Origin of the sequence: Mycoplasma elephantis ATCC 51980 (assembly GCF_000687815.1) — a bacterium.
GTDB classification, from domain to species: domain Bacteria; phylum Bacillota_I; class Bacilli_A; order Mycoplasmatales; family Metamycoplasmataceae; genus Mycoplasma_H; species Mycoplasma_H elephantis.
The window spans coordinates 22248-38139 of the sequence record NZ_JHXU01000009.1 but is presented as its reverse complement, the minus strand read 5'-3'; the positions used below and the strand labels follow the sequence as shown (position 1 = coordinate 38139).

Below are 15892 nucleotides of genomic sequence, written 5' to 3'. Positions count from 1 at the left end.
ATTGATGTTTTTAAATTTTTAATTATTTCTAGTTCGCTATTTTCATTTGATTTTTGTGAACTTGTATTAGAGTTATCATTTAAGTTTTGACTCTTTTGCATTTTTGTCTCCTTTTTAACGTTTATGTATGTTATTTAAATAAATAACATAAACAAAAAATGAATTTTTCTTATTTATTTTACACAATTTTATTAATTTATAGTCAAAAATATCAATATTAAGTATTAAATCTTGTATTTTTTGCAAAAAAAAAAAAAAAACAGACGCAATTTTAATTTTTTCAATAAAAAAACAACAATTATGAAACAAAATTGTTGTTTTATGTTTTTTTAAATAAAATTATCAAAAAATAACTTTAATAAGTTATTTTTAGTTATTTAATGGTTTTAAAGAAGAAACTTTTTTATTTTTATAAAATCCACAGAACTGACATGCAACATGAGGTTCAATTTGTTTTGAACAATTCGAGCATGCTCTTGTGTTTGATGCAGTTAATGAATCATGTGTTCTTCTTAAATGCTTTCTTTGTTTAGAAGTTTTTCGCTTTGGAACAATTGCCATTTTTTCTCCTTATTTGATGTCATATATCATATTGTTTTATTATTATATTATTTTATACAAATAATTTTTAAATATAATAAATTTATATGAAGAAATTTAGGTTAGGAATTGTTGTGGAATATAATCCATTTCATAACGGTCATATTTTTCAATTAGAATTAGCTAAAAAAAATTTTCCGGATCATGACATATATCTTTTTATGTCGGGCAAATATACTCAAAGAGGCGAAATAAATATTTTAAAGTTTTCGCAAAGGGTTAAATGAGCAAAAAAATATGGGGTAAAAAAAGTTATAAAGCTAAAACAAAAATATGTAATTCAAGCAGCGCATATATTTGCCGAACATGCAATACTAATGATGCGTAAATATAAAATAAATACTCTTTTATTTGGTAGTGAAACCAATGACATAGAAATTTTCAAAAAAATTGCAAAATTGACAATAGATAATACTAATTTATTAAATAAAGTAATAAAACAAAAACTAAAACTTGGTATGTCATTTCCTAAAGCTAATAATGAAGCAATAAAAGAGATGATGAATTATGATATTAGTATGCCTAATGATATTTTGGGCCTAGAGTATGTAAAATCTATCTATAAGTATAAATTAAATATAAAGCCTTATTGTCATAAAAGAACAAATGGTTTTCATTCCAATACTCCGAATGGAATTTATGCATCTGCCACATACATAAGAAATAAAATTATTAATAATGAATTGCAAGGATTGGATAAATACACTCCAATAAATTTAAATACAAAAATTAATAGAATTGAAGATAAATTCAAAAGATTTAAACAAATATTAAAAAGAACTGCAAACAAAGATTTGGGCAAAATTAAATTAGTAAGTGAAGGTATAGAGAACTTATTTAAAAAAAATATAGATGCTAAAACATATAACGAATTTGTAAGCCGTTGTAATTCAAAACGATATACAAGTTCTCGCATAAAAAGGGTAATGCTTTCAATATTGTTGAAACAATTTCCGTTAAATTTAAAAATAAGAAAATTTTGAATAAATTTTTATTAAACAAAACATATAATAAAGATAACATGTCTATAAAAACAAATAAAATTTTTGAATCTGAATGAATATCTGTTTATAAAGCGGAAGATGGATTTATTTATGCTCAACGTAAAAGTATAAATTCTATATCCGCATTATTATTCAAAAAAGAAAACAATAAAAGATATTTTCTAATCCATTATCAACCATTACCAGAGGTGGAAGAAAAAAAGAAATCGGATGATTGTTTTCCTTCTAGTGTTACAGGTGCTTTAGAAAAAAATGAAACTCCGGATGAATGTGTTGTTCGAGAAGTGGGTGAAGAAACGGGATATAAAATAACTAAAAAAAATATAGTTGCATCATCTGTATCAATATCTTCTACGCAAATGAATGAAAAGGTTTTCAATTTTTTAATTGATGTAACGGGTATTAAACAAGGTGAAATAAAAACTGATGGCTCATATTTTGAATTAGTATCTTATAATGTATGAAAGCCTGAACAAGCATTAATATCCATTTTAGATAATGAATTACATCTATCTAGTTTAGGATCTTGTTATTTATTAGCGAAAAAAATCTAACATTAAGTTAGATTTTTTCTCTATTTTTGTATGCCTGTTTTAGTGTTATTTCATCTATATAATCAATTTGAGAACCAAATGGTAAACCGATGGCCAATTTTGAAATATTTTTATTTTTCAATTTATTTATTAAAAATTCTGATTTTATCTCACCTTGTAAATTAGGGTTTAGAGCAAGGATGATATTATTGTGCGAATTTATATAACTTAATTCGTCATTAGAAAGTTGTATTTTAGAATTTTGTTTTTTATCCAAAATTAAATCTCAAACAAAATACTCTCCATCATAAAATTGGGCTTGCTCAATTTTATCTATATCATTAATATTTTCAATAATCATTATTACATTTTTATTCCGTTTATTATCTAGACAAATATTACATAAATCACCACTTGAAATATAATGGCATCTATTACATAAGAATACATAATTTTTGACTTTTTCTATCGATTTTATTAATTGGGCAACATCATCAATATTCATTTTTAATATATATTGAGCTATTTTTGCGGCATTTTTTTTGGTAATAGATGGTAGAGAAACTAATGATTGAATTAATTCTTCAATAATGTGATTTTCCATAATTAAAAAGGCATGTTTTTTGGCATTTTTGGTGAAGAAGCTTCATATTCTTCTTCGATTTTATCTATTGTTTCATTAATAGACAATGTGATCATATCTTCTAATAACTCAATATCATCTTCATCAATTAAAATAGGATCAATTTTAATTGATTTTATCTTTTTATTTCCATACATGATAAGACTAAGACCTTGTTTTTCGATCTTAAATTCCTTTTTATTAAACTCTTTTTCTTTTAATTCTAATTCTGCTTGCATTTTTTTGGCTTGTTTCATCATTTCATTAATATTCATTATTAACTCCTTTGGTATTTTTTTAATATTTTATTATCTTCAAAAAATTTAATTTTTTCTTCTTCCTCTTGTTTTAAAAATTTTGCAACAAAGTTGGGTGTTAGTATTTTGTGTTTTTTTGGACGGATCTTTTCAATTCTTATTTTTTCAATATATTCTAATAATTTATTTTTATAATCATCATTTATTAAGTATATGTATCTGTATTCATTAAATGCGTAATATATCATTAAATGAATACATAATTTTTTTAGTTCTTTATCTATCATTTTTAGAATAGATTCTTCTTTTGAAGTTATAAGCAAAAATTTTTCAGATGAGAACAAAATATTACATGCTGAAAGTGATTTTTGAATACTTAAAAATTCATTCTCACTAAATTGTTCTTTATAATGGTCATTAAATTCAGAATAAGTCATATATTTTATTCGTTCAAAATTTAAGTTATCATTATTTTTTATGTCTTTATTTTTTTGTAAAAATAAGCTAGCATAATCTTCTATTGAATATTTATTTAAATCACTTTTAGAGTCACCGGAAATAAAATTATTATTTGATTCATTTTGAAAAATTTGTTCATTAACTTTTAATTTTTGCTCCTTATTAATTTTAGGTTTTGATTCTTTATTGGTTTTAGATTCATTATTTGTTTCTATTTTTGGTGATTCTATTTCATTAATTTTATTAATCTTATTTTCAATAATTTCAGTATTTTTTATAGATTTATTTTGAGTTATTTTATTTTTTTGCTCCGAAATTTCAAATATATTTTTTATATTATTTTTTTTATTATCAACTTCAAGAACATTTGGGATTCCAAGTGATATTTCCAAAAGTTTTATTTCCAAAAATTCAAAAGAGTTTTCGATATAGTAGAGTTTTTTAAGAATTGAATAAAGCTCAAAAATATATTTTCTTGCCTCTTCAAAATCAATTTTAATTAATTCTACTTGTTCTTTTAATATGGTATTTAATAAATTTGAGTGATTCGTTGCTTTATAAACAATGTAATCTTTTAATACATCTATTAGGTTATAAATCAGTTTTTCTGTTTCAATACCAGATCGATGCAAATCTTCTAATAAGTTTAATAAACATTTTTCATTTTTTTCTTTAATAAAATTAATAATAGAAATTAAATTCTCGTTAGATACAATACTAAACGCTTCAAGTAAATCTTTTATTTTAATGTTTTTATCACATAAACTAATTGCCTGTTCAGATACTGAAAGAGCATCTCTCATTCCGCCTGTTGATAATCTTGCAATATGTTGTAAAACATCTTCTTCATATGTTATATTTTCCTTTTTAAAAATATATTTTAGTTGGTCAATTATTACTTTTTGAGTCATTAATCTAAAATTAAATCTAATCAATCTAGAAAGAATAGTTAATGGAATTTTTTGAGGATCGGTTGTTGCCAAAATAAAAATTATATGTTTTGGGGGCTCTTCAAGTATTTTTAATAAACTATTAAATGCTGAATTAGAAAGCATATGAACTTCATCTATTATATATATTTTATATTTGGAATTTATTGGCGAAATTTGAGCTTTTTCAATAAGTGTCCTCATTGCTTCGACGGTATTATTTGATGCGCCATCAAATTCTATAATATCTAATGAATTATTAATGTTTTCAATGCAATTTTTACATGGTTCTACATCATCTTGATTTCTATGATAGCAATTTAAAGCGCTAGCAAAAATTTTAGCAACTGATGTTTTTCCTACACCTCTTGGTCCGGAAAACAAATAAGCATGACCAATATTATTGTTTAAGATTGAATTGGTTAAAGATTTTATAATATGATCTTGTCCTTTTACATCTTTAAAAAAACTGGGACGATATTTTCTATATAAATTAATGTATTCCATCTTTCTCCATATTCTTTATTTTTAATTTTATCATTATCAATATTATATTGATTAATAATGTAATAAAATATTATATGTGTAAAAAGGAGAAATATGAAATTGTTAAATCTAGATCTATCAACAGCAATTGATGAAAATAAAATATATGAATTTCAAGACAAAGTAAATAAAATTCATGGTGAAATAGTTAATAAAACCGGTAAAGGTAACGCTTTCTTAGGCTGAACTGATATTGTTAAAAATTACAACAATGACGAATATAAGAAAATTAAAGAAAAAGCAAAAGAATGAAAAAATAATGGAGTAGAAGTTATTGTTTCAATTGGTATCGGGGGTTCATACTTAGGAATTAAGGCTGCATATGAGTATATTTATCCAGAATATAGCTCTAATAAACCAAAAATAGAGTTATTGTTTGCGGGAAATAACATTAGTAGTCAGGATTTGATTAATAAATTAAAGTATGTAGAAAATAAAAAATTTGCGATAAATGTGATTTCTAAATCAGGAACAACACTTGAACCTTCCATAGCATTTAGAGAATTTAGAAAATTACTAGAATCAAAAATAGGTGAAGAAGAAGCAAAAGATTTTATTGTGGCAACTACCGATAAATCAAGGGGAGTTTTATATGAATTGGCAACCAAAAAAGGATATACAAAATTTGTAATTCCTGATGATGTTGGTGGAAGATTTAGTGTTCTAACGCCTGTTGGATTATTTCCATTAGCATGTGCTGGTGTTAACATTGATTTACTTATGAGTGGTGCAAAAAATGCTCAATCAATTTTTTCAAACCCAGACTTAAAAGTAAATGATGCATATAAATATGCTGTTACAAGATTTATTTTAAGCAAAAAATATAATGTTGAAACGCTTGTAACGTATGAATACAATTGAAGATATTTAAGCGAATGATGAAAACAATTATTTGCTGAATCTGAAGGTAAAGAAGGAAAAGGTTTATTACCATATAGTTTGGTTTATACAACTGATTTACATTCACTTGGACAAATGGTTCAAGAAGGTTCAAAAATACTTTTTGAAACAGTTTTATGATTAGAAAAACCAAGAGTTAATTTAGATATGAAAATAAATCAAGCGGAAGATATTGATAAATTAATTTTCTTAAATATGAATAATATTCATAATATAAATAAAGCAGCTTTTGAGGCAACTAGAATGGCTCACTTTAAAGAAGGTAATATTCCTAATATCATTATTAATATAAAAGAAGCAACAGAAGAATCTTTAGGATGATTTTTTATGTTCTTTGAATGAGCTTTAGCAATGAGTGCATATTTGCTAGGCGTTAATCCATTTGATCAACCTGGCGTTGAAGTATACAAAAGTAATATGTTTAAAATATTGAAGGGAAATAAATAATGCAAAAATATAAAATAATGGTTGAAATACCGAATAATTCTGATATTAAGTATGAATATAATAGAGAAACAAAGGCTATTGAAGTAGATAGAATTTTACGTGATGGTTTTAAATATCCTGCCACATATGGTTTTTTACCAAATTCTCTAGATTGAGATGGTGATGAATTAGATGTTTTAGTATATAGTGAACATGATTTCTTACCTGGTACATATCTTAATGTAAGGATTATTGGCGCTATGAGAATGATAGACTCTGGTGAAACAGATACAAAATTAATTGGTGTTCATGATGATGATTATACACTTGATAAAATTAACAAGCTAAGTGATCTCCCTAAAGAATGACTAGAAAAAGTAAGATACTTTTTTAGCCACTATAAAGATTGAAAAGGCAAAGATTTAACAAAAGTTCCTGGCTTTGAAGATGAAAAATGAGCTCAAAATGAAATTAAAGAATGTTTAGAACTTATGAATAAATATGGAAAATTAAAAAAAGAAGTATTTTTTGAAAAAATGAAGAAAGAACATCCTGAAAAATATAAAATATAAAAACAGCGATTGCTGTTTTTTTCATATTTTTATGATATGGTGCCATCTACAAGAGTTGAACTTGCGACCCCATCCTTACCATGGATGTGCTCTGCCTACTGAGCTAAGACGGCAAAATATAAAAATATTATACAAAAATATAAACAACTTTTTATATTTATTTTTAGCACTTGAAGCAATAGTGTGCTAAAATAGTAATATGAGTAAAGCGGATAAAGAAAAAAGAAATTTTTATGATGTTTTAGGAGTTAATAAAGATGCAACCCCTAGAGAAATAAAAACAGCATACAGAAAATTAGCTAATTTATATCATCCAGATAAATCAAAAGACCCAGACGCTGAAGAGAAAATGAAAGAAATTAATGAAGCGTATGATGTTTTAATTGATGAAAATAAAAGAGCAAACTATGATCGTTTTGGAAATGCGGATGCACAATCTGGTTTTAGTGGATTTGATGGTTTTGAAGGTTTTAGTGGATTTAGTGGGTTTGGAGATATATTTGAAAGTTTCTTTAATCAAACAGGTCGAAGTGGATGAGGCAAGACTGGAGCAAGAGATTTTGGCGAAGAAATCTATATAAGTTTTGTCGATTCTGTTCTTGGTACTGAAATTACTAAAAAACTTAAAAAATATGAACACTGTAGTGATTGTAATGCGACGGGTTATAATCTAAAATCCGAAAGAACAGATTGTGTTGAATGTGATGGTAGTGGCGAAGTAATTAAACAAGTAAATTCATTTTTTGGTGTCCAAACTAAAGTTTACCCATGTAAAAAATGTGAAGATAAGGGTTATAGGTATAAAGAAATTTGTGAATCATGTGATGGTAAAAAATATAGCATTATTCAAAAAGATGTAACTATTAAAATACCGGCGGGTGTAACTGAAGGCACAAAATTAAGAATAGTTGGTTTTGGTGAATTTTGTCCAGCCGGGAATGGTGATTACATTATTATTGTAAATATTAATGAACACAAATATTTTAAAAGAAAAAATAATGATATTTATTTAGAACTAAAAGTTTCATTAAAAGATATTATCTTAGAAAAAAATGTTAAAGTGCCAACCCCTAAAGGTAATGTTGAAATAAAAATGAAAAGAAATTATACTAATGGAATGGCCATAACTCTTAGAGGTAAAGGTATAATTAATAAAAAAAGCGCCGGAAATCTTATTGTTGTTCTTGAAATTATTAATCCAAAATATGATGAAAAAACTGAAACATTATTAAAAGCTGTCTTGGAAAAAGCAACTGATAATATTAACGAGAATTATTCAAAAGATGTTTTATCAAGTAATTAATTTATATGCATAATTGTTTAGCATATATTTTTTTTCTTTATAATTAAAATTATGAAATATTCTGTTAATAGCTTAAAAAATCATTGATTAATTTTAGATAATAATGATTTAAAATCTGAAATTATTGAATTAATAAATAAAAATAATAATGAGATTATTGATTTTTTGAAAGAAAACGAGTTAAAAAATCTATTTAATATTAAAAAATACAATGCTTTAAAATGAACTGAAATAAATAATTTCTTAAATTTGACTAGTAATTTTCAAGTCAACACTAATAATGAAAATTTGAATTATCTAACTCAAATTGGTGAAGATATCTACGATTTTTTAAGAAAAGAAGAAATAAACTTTGAAAAAACAGGTAATAATAAAATAAAAAATATCTATGATACTGTAATTTATAATGTAAATTACATTCCAACAGATGATGATAAAGAGGATTTATATGAATAAAATAAACATTGCAATTGATGGTCCAAGTGGTGTTGGAAAATCTACTATTAGTAGTTATATAAGTAAAGAATTAGGATATAAATTTATAAATAGTGGAAATGTTTATCGAGGCATTGCCTATTATTTATATATAAATAATATAGATTATAAGAATAAAATAAATGTTATTAATTCTTTAAAAAATATTGATATAGAAATAAAAAAAGAATCAATATTTTTAAATAATAAGAATATTACAAATGAAATAAGAAAAGAAGAAATATCAAAAATTGCGTCTGTTTCTAGTTCATATGCAGAAGTAAGAAGTTTTGTTGTTGAATTAATTCAAAATATTATAAAAGATAAAAAAGGTTTTATTATGGATGGAAGAGATACGACATTTCGTCTAATGCCTAATGCAGATTTAAAAATCTTTTTATGAGCAGATGCGAACGAGAGGGCAAAACGTAGACTTTTACAAGATAAAGAAATGGGTTTTAATTCAAAATATGATGATGTTTTAATGAATATAAATAATAGAGATTATCAAGATATGAATAGAGAAGTTGATCCTTTACATCAAACAAGAGATTCAATAAAGATTGACTGCACAAATTTAAATAAACAAGAAGTTATTTCGTTAATAACAAAATTAGTAAAGGAAAAAGAACTTGAAAACAAATAATACAATTGCTATCATAGGCAAACCTAATGTTGGTAAAAGTACATTATTTAATAGAATAATTGGTAAAAGAAAATCAATTGTCTATGATGAGCCCGGGGTTACTAGAGATCGTCTTTATCATAAAGCCTCATGAACAAACCATGATTTTTTTGTAATTGATACAGGCGGCATTCATATTGAAAATATTGAATTTCAAAAGGAAATTTTAACACAAGCACAAATAGCAATTAATGATGCTCAAGTAATTATATTTGTTTGTGATGGAAGATCAGAAATTACAAATGATGATAATTTTATTATTGAATTATTACGTAAATCAGGTAAAAAAATTATTTTAGCAATCAACAAAATGGAAAATGAAAATGAATTAGATTATTCTTGATATGGAACCGGCATAGAGGATGTTTTTAAAATATCCGCACTTCATGGACAAGGGGTGGGTGATTTATTAGATTTTTCATGTAGTTTTTTAAATAAAGAAATAAAAAAAGATGATGAAGATTTTAAATTATCTATTTTAGGGAAGCCTAATGCCGGTAAATCGACGTTGTTTAATCTTTTGTTGAAAAAGGAACGTTCAATTGTTTCAAATGTTCCCGGAACTACAAGAGATAGTGTTGAAGAATATATTGTTATAAATAAGGAAAATTATAAAATAATTGATACGGCTGGTTTGATTAAAAGATCAAAATTAATTGATAGTGTTGAACATTATGCATGGCTTAGAGCTCAAGATTCATTAGAAGAATCAAATTTATCGATCATTGTTCTCGATGCAACAAAACAACTAAGTAATTTTGATTCAAGAATTATAGGTTATGCATTTGAACAAAAAAAACCAATAATTATAGTTGTCAATAAATGAGATTTAATAGAGAAAAATACAAATACTTCAAGAGAATTTGAAAAAAATATACGTAATAAAATACATTTTGTCCCATGGGTGCCAATTGTTTTTATTTCTGCCAAAAATAATATTAATATTAATAAGTTAATCAATAAATTACAAGAGGTAAGAGAAAACTTATGTAGACAAATAGTTCCAAGAGTTCTCACAAGTTTAATTACGGATATGCAAGTATATAGACAACCTAAAGCATTTAATGGGGGGATACTTAGTATAAATTTAGTTAAACAACTAAAATCTAATATTCCTACTTTTAATTTTTATGTAAATAATAAAAAATATTTACATTTCACATATGAAAGAGCTATAGAAAACGAATTAAGAAGTTCAATTAATTTTGAGGGGTGTCCTATAAAAATTAATTTTATAAATAAGAATTAATGTTATCTAAAATAGGAATGAAATCTAAAAATCCGGGTAGAACTATTTTTAATTCATAACCATTTTTTCTTACAAAATTCTCACTCACTTTTTTTAACGAAAAATCAATTTTTCAGCAGAAATTCAGTAATATTTGTTCATATTTAAAAAACCGATGATATAAAAACCAATACCATTATGTTTAATTACATCACACAAATAATCATGTTGGTGCTTTTTTATAAAACTTAAATCGAAGTAATCTTTTATGGTTGATTTAGCATCAAAAGCAAAAAATTTGCCTTTATATAAACCATAATAATCAACTGTACTTTTAGTGCATATTTTTGCTTTTTCAAGATTAAGTTTATCTTTTACGCGTAAAAAAGAAATATCTAAATAAACTCTATGAACGAGTGCTATATCATTAAGTTTATAATAACTAATACTTTGATTAATTAAATGTTCTAAAAACTTTCCGTTATTTTTGTTTATCATATATTATAAATATACTTATTAAAAGCAAATAAATATAAAAAACAAAAAAATATGAATTATTTACTAAAATTATTAATAAATAGGAGAAATAATATGACACCAAAAGCAAAATTAATTTTAAATTTACCGATATGACTTTGAAGAATGGCTAGAGTTAATAAAAAAGCAAGAAAATATAGAAAACTTCCAGATTTTAATCCCCAACAAGAGCGTCAAGATTTTATTGTTAAATATACCAAAAAGATATTAAAAGGTTTTAATGTTGAAGTTGAAGTAAAAGGCTATGATAATTTACATAAAGGACCTTGTTTATTAACTCCAAATCATACATCAAACATGGATGTCCTAATGATGATTTATGCTTTAAGTAAAAAAACAAGTGAACCTGACGATAGAAATAAAATAACAACATTTATAGCCAAAAAGGAATTAACCAAAAAAAGAGTAGTTAGAAATGCTATGTCAATAATTGATACTTTTATAATTGATCGCTCAAAACCGAAAGAAGCATTGGAAGTATCTAAAAATTATGGTGCATTTGTTAAGGCTAATAAAACATATGGTGTTGTGTTTCCTGAGGGTACAAGAAGTAAAGATGGTAGCATGGGAGAATTTAAATCTGGGCCATTTTTAATTGCGCAAAACTATTTTTTAGCAATTGTTCCAGTTAGCATAATAAATGGGTTTGGGGCTGATAAATGAAATAGAACTAAAAAACAAAAAGTAACAATCATTTTTCACCCAGTCATAAAACCAATATCATTTGTTTCACAAGATAGAAAAAGTTTGGCTCAAAATGTTCAAAAAATTGTAAAAAGTGGATTGGATATGTATGATCAAAACTAAACAAATAAAAATTAATTTAGATTCTGAAAAAAAAGTTGATGTTAATAATACTTATAATGATAGTCCTTACAATATAGATATAGCAAATTTTAATGGCCCTCTCGATTTATTGCTCGAACTAGTTAAAGATAAAAATATTGACATAATGGATGTGGATCTTTTAGAGCTAGCCGAAAACTATTTAAAAATAATTAAAAGTGTTCAAGAACGTGATATTAATTTAGCTAGTGAATATCTTGTTATGGCGGCAACTTTGTTGCAAATAAAAGCAAGAAGTTTATTAGAAGATGAAAAAGAAGAAGATCCAGAATTAGAACAAGATAAAAAAGAAATATTGCTTCAAGTTGCTATGTATAAGCAATTTAAAGAACTTTCACCTTTTTTTCAAAAACAAGAATTAAGTCGTAGAGACATTTTTATTAAGAAGCCAAGCAATATTTCAGAGTTTAAAAGGCCTATTGATAGAACTGTTTTAGATGGTTATGGAAATCCTATGACATTAATAAAATCATTAAGAATGATGTTTGAAAGAGTTCATGCTGTTTCTTTAAGAAAATCAAAACTTAAAACAATCTCTATAACCGCTAGCGATCAACTTACTTATATTAGAAAACTATTTAAAGAGAAACAAAATGTTACATTTGAAGATATTTTTTACCTACCTAGCATTGAACATTTTGTAATCACATTAATGGCTTTACTTGAAATGGTTAAATGTCAAGAAGTTATTCTTTTACAAGAGTATGAATATGGACCAATAATAATTAAAAAAGGAGAGAATTATGAGAAATAAAATTATTGAAGCATTACTTTATATTCAAGGCGATCAAGGTTTGAGTTTGGAACAAATAAAATATGTTTTTGATTTAATGACTATTGATGAGGCAAAAAAAGTTATAAAAGATTTTATTTCTTATTTTAATCAACAAGATAGAGGAATAAAAGTAGTTAGTTTTAATGATATATATAAGTTTGCTACGAGAGAAGGTGTTAAAGAAGCTGTTGAGAAACTTGTATCTATAAAACGAAGAGGAAAATTAACAAATGGTATGATGGAAGTTGTAGGAATAATTGCATACAAACAACCTATAACAAGAGGCGGAATAAATAAAATTAGAGGAGTTGATTCAAATAGTTTGGTTCAATCATTAATAGATAAAAAATTAATTGAAGAAGTAGGGAAATCTCCTACTCCTGGTAATCCCGCTTTGTTTGGTGTAACTAATAAATTTTATGATTATTTTAAGCTTAAAACATTATCGGAATTACCAAAATTAACAGAATTTGAGTTTGATGATAATCCAGAAAATAATGATGAATTGATTTATTTACTTCTCAAAGACAAGATTAAAAAAGAATAATAAATTTATTCTTTTTTTATTTTCTAACAAGGTATTTGCCATCGTTTATTAATGTATAGGTTATTCCTTCAGAGTCTAAAAAATCTTCTAAAGCAGTTTTTAATGCTCCCGTACCTCTACCTGTAACAAAAATAACTTCATTTAAACCAATTAATTTAGTTGTAACAAAACTAATCATTTCATCAACATACATACCATGTAAATCATATTCGGAAATACCAAAATTATAGTCCGCCTGAATGTGAGGTTCATAGTATTTGTTCTTTTTTATTTTTCTTTTTGACATGTTAAACAAACAAAAGCGCTTTCACCATGATGAGTTATATGTTTAATTTTATCTGAACATATATAACATTTTAAATTTTCTCTATTATAAACTTTTAATTCTTTTTTATAAAGTCCGGTTACAAAATCTTTATCTATTAATGATTTTGTATCACAACCTAATTTCAAAATAGCTTCTTTCAAAATTTCTTGTGCATCAGTAATGATTTGGCACATATCTTTTTTGTTTAATTTTTTACAACTAGTAAATGGATGTATTTTAGATTTAAAAAGAATTTCATCAGAATAAATATCTCCAATCCCGATAACATAATCATTATTTTTTAGTGCTCATTTAATTGTCTTATTCTTTTTGAATAAATTCAAGTATAGATCTTCATGATTTATTGATTCTACTAAACTTCCTTTACATAAAACTGGTGATTTTTGATCATATGTTTTTATTGAACTAATATGAAAGGAAGCAAGTTGTGAAGAATCCGAAAAATGTAATTCACTATGGTCTGTAAATCTAAAAACAACAAGTGTTTGCTTGCTTGTGTTTGTTTTTATTGGAAAATATGAAAAAACACCATGTTGTTTTGGGGTGGAAATTAAAACCTTGTCATTTGTTAAATATATTAGTAAGCATGCATTTTTTGAATCAATTTTAAGGATTGTTTCATCTTTGATTGTTTTTTCAAAATCAGTCATTTCTATATTTTTAACTAATGTTGATTTAAATATTTCAACTGATTCAAATGTTTTTCCTATTAATACGTTTTTCATCGCTTGTTTTATAGTAATTATTTCTGGTAATTCTGGCATAACATATATTATAATAAATTAAAATGCAAAATTTTGAAAACATAAATAAAATATGACTAATAACTACTGATACTGTTTGTGGAATTGGATCTTTTGTTAAAGACAATTTGGTTAAAGAACTAAATTTATTAAAAGGTAGGGATGAAAGCAAGAAAATTATCATTTTAGTTGGTTCAATAGAACAAGCTTCTATGTTTAAATCTTGAAATAATAAGGCAACAAAATGAGCAAAAACTAATTGACCTGGTGCTCATTCTATTATTGTAAATAATGAAGGTTTTCGAATGCCAAATTCAAAAAAATTATGCGATTTTTTATTAAAAAATGGACCAATGCATGTAACAAGTGCTAACTTAACAAAAAAAATGCCACTAGATTTTGATGCAGCAAAAAGGACATTCAAAACGATAAAAAATCATTTTGAATGTTGTAATCCAAATGGTAAACCTAGCTCAATTTTTGACTTAGAAAAAGGAATTTATTTAAGAAAATAATTAAAAATGTATTATACTATTATAGCGTGGTCGCGTAGCTCAGATGGACAGAGCACGAGCCTTCTAAGCTTGTGGTCACAGGTTCGAATCCTGTCGTGATCGCCATTTTTTTATTTTGTTAAAAATTTATTTTATAATTAACATAATTTAAGGGGAAAATGGGATTAAATATTAATAATATTCAAGCAACAAGAAATTTTAATTTACTTTATGTAATACTTGATTGTTTATTTTTGATTGTTTTACTTGGTTTATTTATCTATAAAAAGGAATGAAATACACTTAAATTTTCCTTGTTTGGTGGATTTCTTTATTTTATTGTTGATTATGGTTATTTTCATTTAATTTCAAATTCTAGAAAAATAATGTTTGATAGCAAAGAATCAGAAACAATAATGGCTCTAGTTTTATTATGAATGTCACTTAGCTACGGAATAACAAATTTTGCTTTTATATGACTTTGTTTAGATAAAAATAAAGATTTAAAATATTATTTATTATTAATAATTGGTTGATGACTAATTGCTCCTAGTGCTTCTAATGCTATGAATTCATTCCCTATTTTAACATCTAGAACAACAAGCAAATATCATTGAATTATGGCGTTTATGCTTATTGTGGGATATATCGGAGTAATAATCTACAATTTAATAATTAAAGATAAAAATAAAAGAGTTCCAATTTTTCACTTAATTGCAATTGGCGTAAGTGTTCAATTTGGTTGAGAAGCATCCTTGCTTATAAATGGAATACGTCCTTGAAATGAGCAAAGTTTTCAAACCTTAATAATAAATAGTTTAATTGAAACTAATTTAGGCATGCCATATATTTATATAATTTGAGTTAAAACTTCTAAACAAGATTCAAAAGTAATGGATTGTCAAGACAAACTAGCGCTAAGTTTTAAGGGTAATTAGTTTTTATATATAAAAAAATTAACCATGTAATGTATAATAAATATACTTTTTAGATCACGTAGCTCAGATGGACAGAGCACAAGCCTCCTAAGCTTGGTGTCACAGGTTCGAATCCCGTCGTGATCGCCATTTTTTTATTTTAAAAT

Annotated in this window: 20 protein-coding genes and 3 tRNA genes; 15 read left to right on the top strand and 8 right to left on the bottom strand. The window is 25.1% G+C overall.

The annotated features are described in order from the left end of the window. Positions 1 to 369: 369 nt before the first annotated feature. Positions 370 to 561: a 50S ribosomal protein L32 gene (rpmF, locus tag T380_RS0102660; RefSeq protein ID WP_027334357.1), complete on the bottom strand. Its 192-nt coding sequence runs from the start codon at positions 559 to 561 to the stop codon at positions 370 to 372. An 86-nt stretch (positions 562 to 647) separates the two neighbouring features. Between rpmF and T380_RS0102655 the strand changes: the two genes are divergently transcribed. Together T380_RS0102655 and T380_RS0102650 are read left to right on the top strand one after the other, a co-directional pair. Then, positions 648 to 1598, top strand: a complete 951-nt coding sequence (locus T380_RS0102655; RefSeq protein ID WP_027334356.1) for a nucleotidyltransferase — start codon at positions 648 to 650, stop codon at positions 1596 to 1598. A gap of 23 nt (positions 1599 to 1621) precedes the next feature. Beyond that, positions 1622 to 2158 carry an NUDIX domain-containing protein gene (locus T380_RS0102650; protein ID WP_036436958.1) on the top strand — a complete coding sequence of 179 codons (537 nt, stop codon included), beginning with the start codon at positions 1622 to 1624 and terminating at the stop codon, positions 2156 to 2158. Positions 2159 to 2165: 7 nt separating this feature from the next. Here the strand turns inward: T380_RS0102650 and T380_RS0102645 are convergent, their stop codons facing one another. Genes T380_RS0102645 through dnaX form a run of 3 tightly spaced genes read right to left on the bottom strand, consistent with a single transcriptional unit; the run spans position 2166 to position 4911 of the window. Continuing rightward, the gene (locus T380_RS0102645) at positions 2166 to 2741 is read right to left on the bottom strand and encodes a toprim domain-containing protein (RefSeq protein ID WP_027334354.1); all 576 of its coding nucleotides are present in this window, start codon (positions 2739 to 2741) and stop codon (positions 2166 to 2168) included. 2 nt (positions 2742 to 2743) lie between these two features. Continuing rightward, positions 2744 to 3034: a YbaB/EbfC family nucleoid-associated protein gene (locus T380_RS0102640; protein ID WP_027334353.1), complete on the bottom strand. Its 291-nt coding sequence runs from the start codon at positions 3032 to 3034 to the stop codon at positions 2744 to 2746. A 2-nt stretch (positions 3035 to 3036) separates the two neighbouring features. After that, complete coding sequence (gene dnaX / locus T380_RS04245) at positions 3037 to 4911, bottom strand: DNA polymerase III subunit gamma/tau (protein ID WP_051599985.1); 1875 nt, start codon at positions 4909 to 4911, stop codon at positions 3037 to 3039. Positions 4912 to 5004: 93 nt separating this feature from the next. On the opposite strand from dnaX, the gene T380_RS0102630 reads away from it, so the two are divergent. Beyond that, on the top strand, positions 5005 to 6297 hold the full coding sequence (locus tag T380_RS0102630; RefSeq protein ID WP_027334352.1) for a glucose-6-phosphate isomerase: 1293 nt from the start codon (positions 5005 to 5007) through the stop codon (positions 6295 to 6297). After that, positions 6297 to 6848: an inorganic diphosphatase gene (locus T380_RS0102625; RefSeq protein ID WP_027334351.1), complete on the top strand. Its 552-nt coding sequence runs from the start codon at positions 6297 to 6299 to the stop codon at positions 6846 to 6848. Before T380_RS0102630 ends, T380_RS0102625 begins: the two co-directional genes overlap by 1 nt. 37 nt (positions 6849 to 6885) lie before the next feature. Here T380_RS0102625 and T380_RS0102620 read toward each other — a convergent pair. Then, positions 6886 to 6961 (bottom strand) — tRNA-Thr (locus tag T380_RS0102620). 86 nt (positions 6962 to 7047) lie between these two features. On the opposite strand from T380_RS0102620, the gene T380_RS0102615 reads away from it, so the two are divergent. Genes T380_RS0102615 through der form a run of 4 tightly spaced genes read left to right on the top strand, consistent with a single transcriptional unit; the run spans position 7048 to position 10559 of the window. Then, positions 7048 to 8151 (top strand): DnaJ C-terminal domain-containing protein, encoded by a 1104-nt coding sequence (locus tag T380_RS0102615; protein WP_027334350.1) that lies wholly within the window; start codon positions 7048 to 7050, stop codon positions 8149 to 8151. A 51-nt stretch (positions 8152 to 8202) separates the two neighbouring features. Beyond that, the gene (locus tag T380_RS0102610) at positions 8203 to 8607 is read left to right on the top strand and encodes a hypothetical protein (protein WP_027334349.1); all 405 of its coding nucleotides are present in this window, start codon (positions 8203 to 8205) and stop codon (positions 8605 to 8607) included. Then, complete coding sequence (cmk, locus tag T380_RS0102605; RefSeq protein WP_027334348.1) at positions 8600 to 9271, top strand: (d)CMP kinase; 672 nt, start codon at positions 8600 to 8602, stop codon at positions 9269 to 9271. Before T380_RS0102610 ends, cmk begins: the two co-directional genes overlap by 8 nt. Next, positions 9258 to 10559 carry a ribosome biogenesis GTPase Der gene (der, locus tag T380_RS0102600; protein WP_027334347.1) on the top strand — a complete coding sequence of 434 codons (1302 nt, stop codon included), beginning with the start codon at positions 9258 to 9260 and terminating at the stop codon, positions 10557 to 10559. Before cmk ends, der begins: the two co-directional genes overlap by 14 nt. Positions 10560 to 10652: 93 nt before the next feature. On the opposite strand, the gene T380_RS03980 is transcribed toward der, so the two are convergent. Next, complete coding sequence (locus tag T380_RS03980; protein ID WP_051599983.1) at positions 10653 to 11036, bottom strand: Holliday junction resolvase RecU; 384 nt, start codon at positions 11034 to 11036, stop codon at positions 10653 to 10655. A gap of 93 nt (positions 11037 to 11129) precedes the next feature. Between T380_RS03980 and T380_RS0102590 the strand changes: the two genes are divergently transcribed. From T380_RS0102590 to scpB, 3 genes are read left to right on the top strand one after another with little or no spacing between them, the layout of a single operon-like run. Further along, entirely contained in the window at positions 11130 to 11882 is a 753-nt protein-coding gene (locus tag T380_RS0102590) for a lysophospholipid acyltransferase family protein (RefSeq protein ID WP_027334346.1), read from the top strand. Then, entirely contained in the window at positions 11869 to 12675 is an 807-nt protein-coding gene (locus T380_RS0102585; RefSeq protein WP_084259842.1) for a segregation/condensation protein A, read from the top strand. The genes T380_RS0102590 and T380_RS0102585 overlap by 14 nt, the downstream gene beginning before the upstream one ends. Beyond that, positions 12665 to 13243: an SMC-Scp complex subunit ScpB gene (gene scpB, locus T380_RS03975; protein ID WP_051599980.1), complete on the top strand. Its 579-nt coding sequence runs from the start codon at positions 12665 to 12667 to the stop codon at positions 13241 to 13243. The genes T380_RS0102585 and scpB overlap by 11 nt, the downstream gene beginning before the upstream one ends. A 16-nt stretch (positions 13244 to 13259) precedes the next feature. Here the strand turns inward: scpB and T380_RS0102575 are convergent, their stop codons facing one another. Next, the gene (locus tag T380_RS0102575) at positions 13260 to 13529 is read right to left on the bottom strand and encodes a Smr/MutS family protein (RefSeq protein ID WP_027334344.1); all 270 of its coding nucleotides are present in this window, start codon (positions 13527 to 13529) and stop codon (positions 13260 to 13262) included. Then, complete coding sequence (locus T380_RS0102570; RefSeq protein ID WP_027334343.1) at positions 13511 to 14335, bottom strand: DNA-formamidopyrimidine glycosylase family protein; 825 nt, start codon at positions 14333 to 14335, stop codon at positions 13511 to 13513. The genes T380_RS0102575 and T380_RS0102570 overlap by 19 nt, the downstream gene beginning before the upstream one ends. Before the next feature lie 23 nt (positions 14336 to 14358). Between T380_RS0102570 and T380_RS0102565 the strand changes: the two genes are divergently transcribed. The 4 genes from T380_RS0102565 (at position 14359) to T380_RS0102550 (ending at position 15875) form a co-directional block, all read left to right on the top strand. Then, the gene (locus T380_RS0102565; protein WP_036436947.1) at positions 14359 to 14829 is read left to right on the top strand and encodes a Sua5/YciO/YrdC/YwlC family protein; all 471 of its coding nucleotides are present in this window, start codon (positions 14359 to 14361) and stop codon (positions 14827 to 14829) included. Between the two features lie 28 nt (positions 14830 to 14857). Further along, a tRNA-Arg gene (locus T380_RS0102560) sits at positions 14858 to 14934 on the top strand. Positions 14935 to 14987: 53 nt separating this feature from the next. After that, complete coding sequence (locus T380_RS03970) at positions 14988 to 15746, top strand: hypothetical protein (protein ID WP_051599978.1); 759 nt, start codon at positions 14988 to 14990, stop codon at positions 15744 to 15746. 52 nt (positions 15747 to 15798) lie between these two features. Further along, a tRNA-Arg gene (locus tag T380_RS0102550) sits at positions 15799 to 15875 on the top strand. Positions 15876 to 15892: the final 17 nt, after the last annotated feature.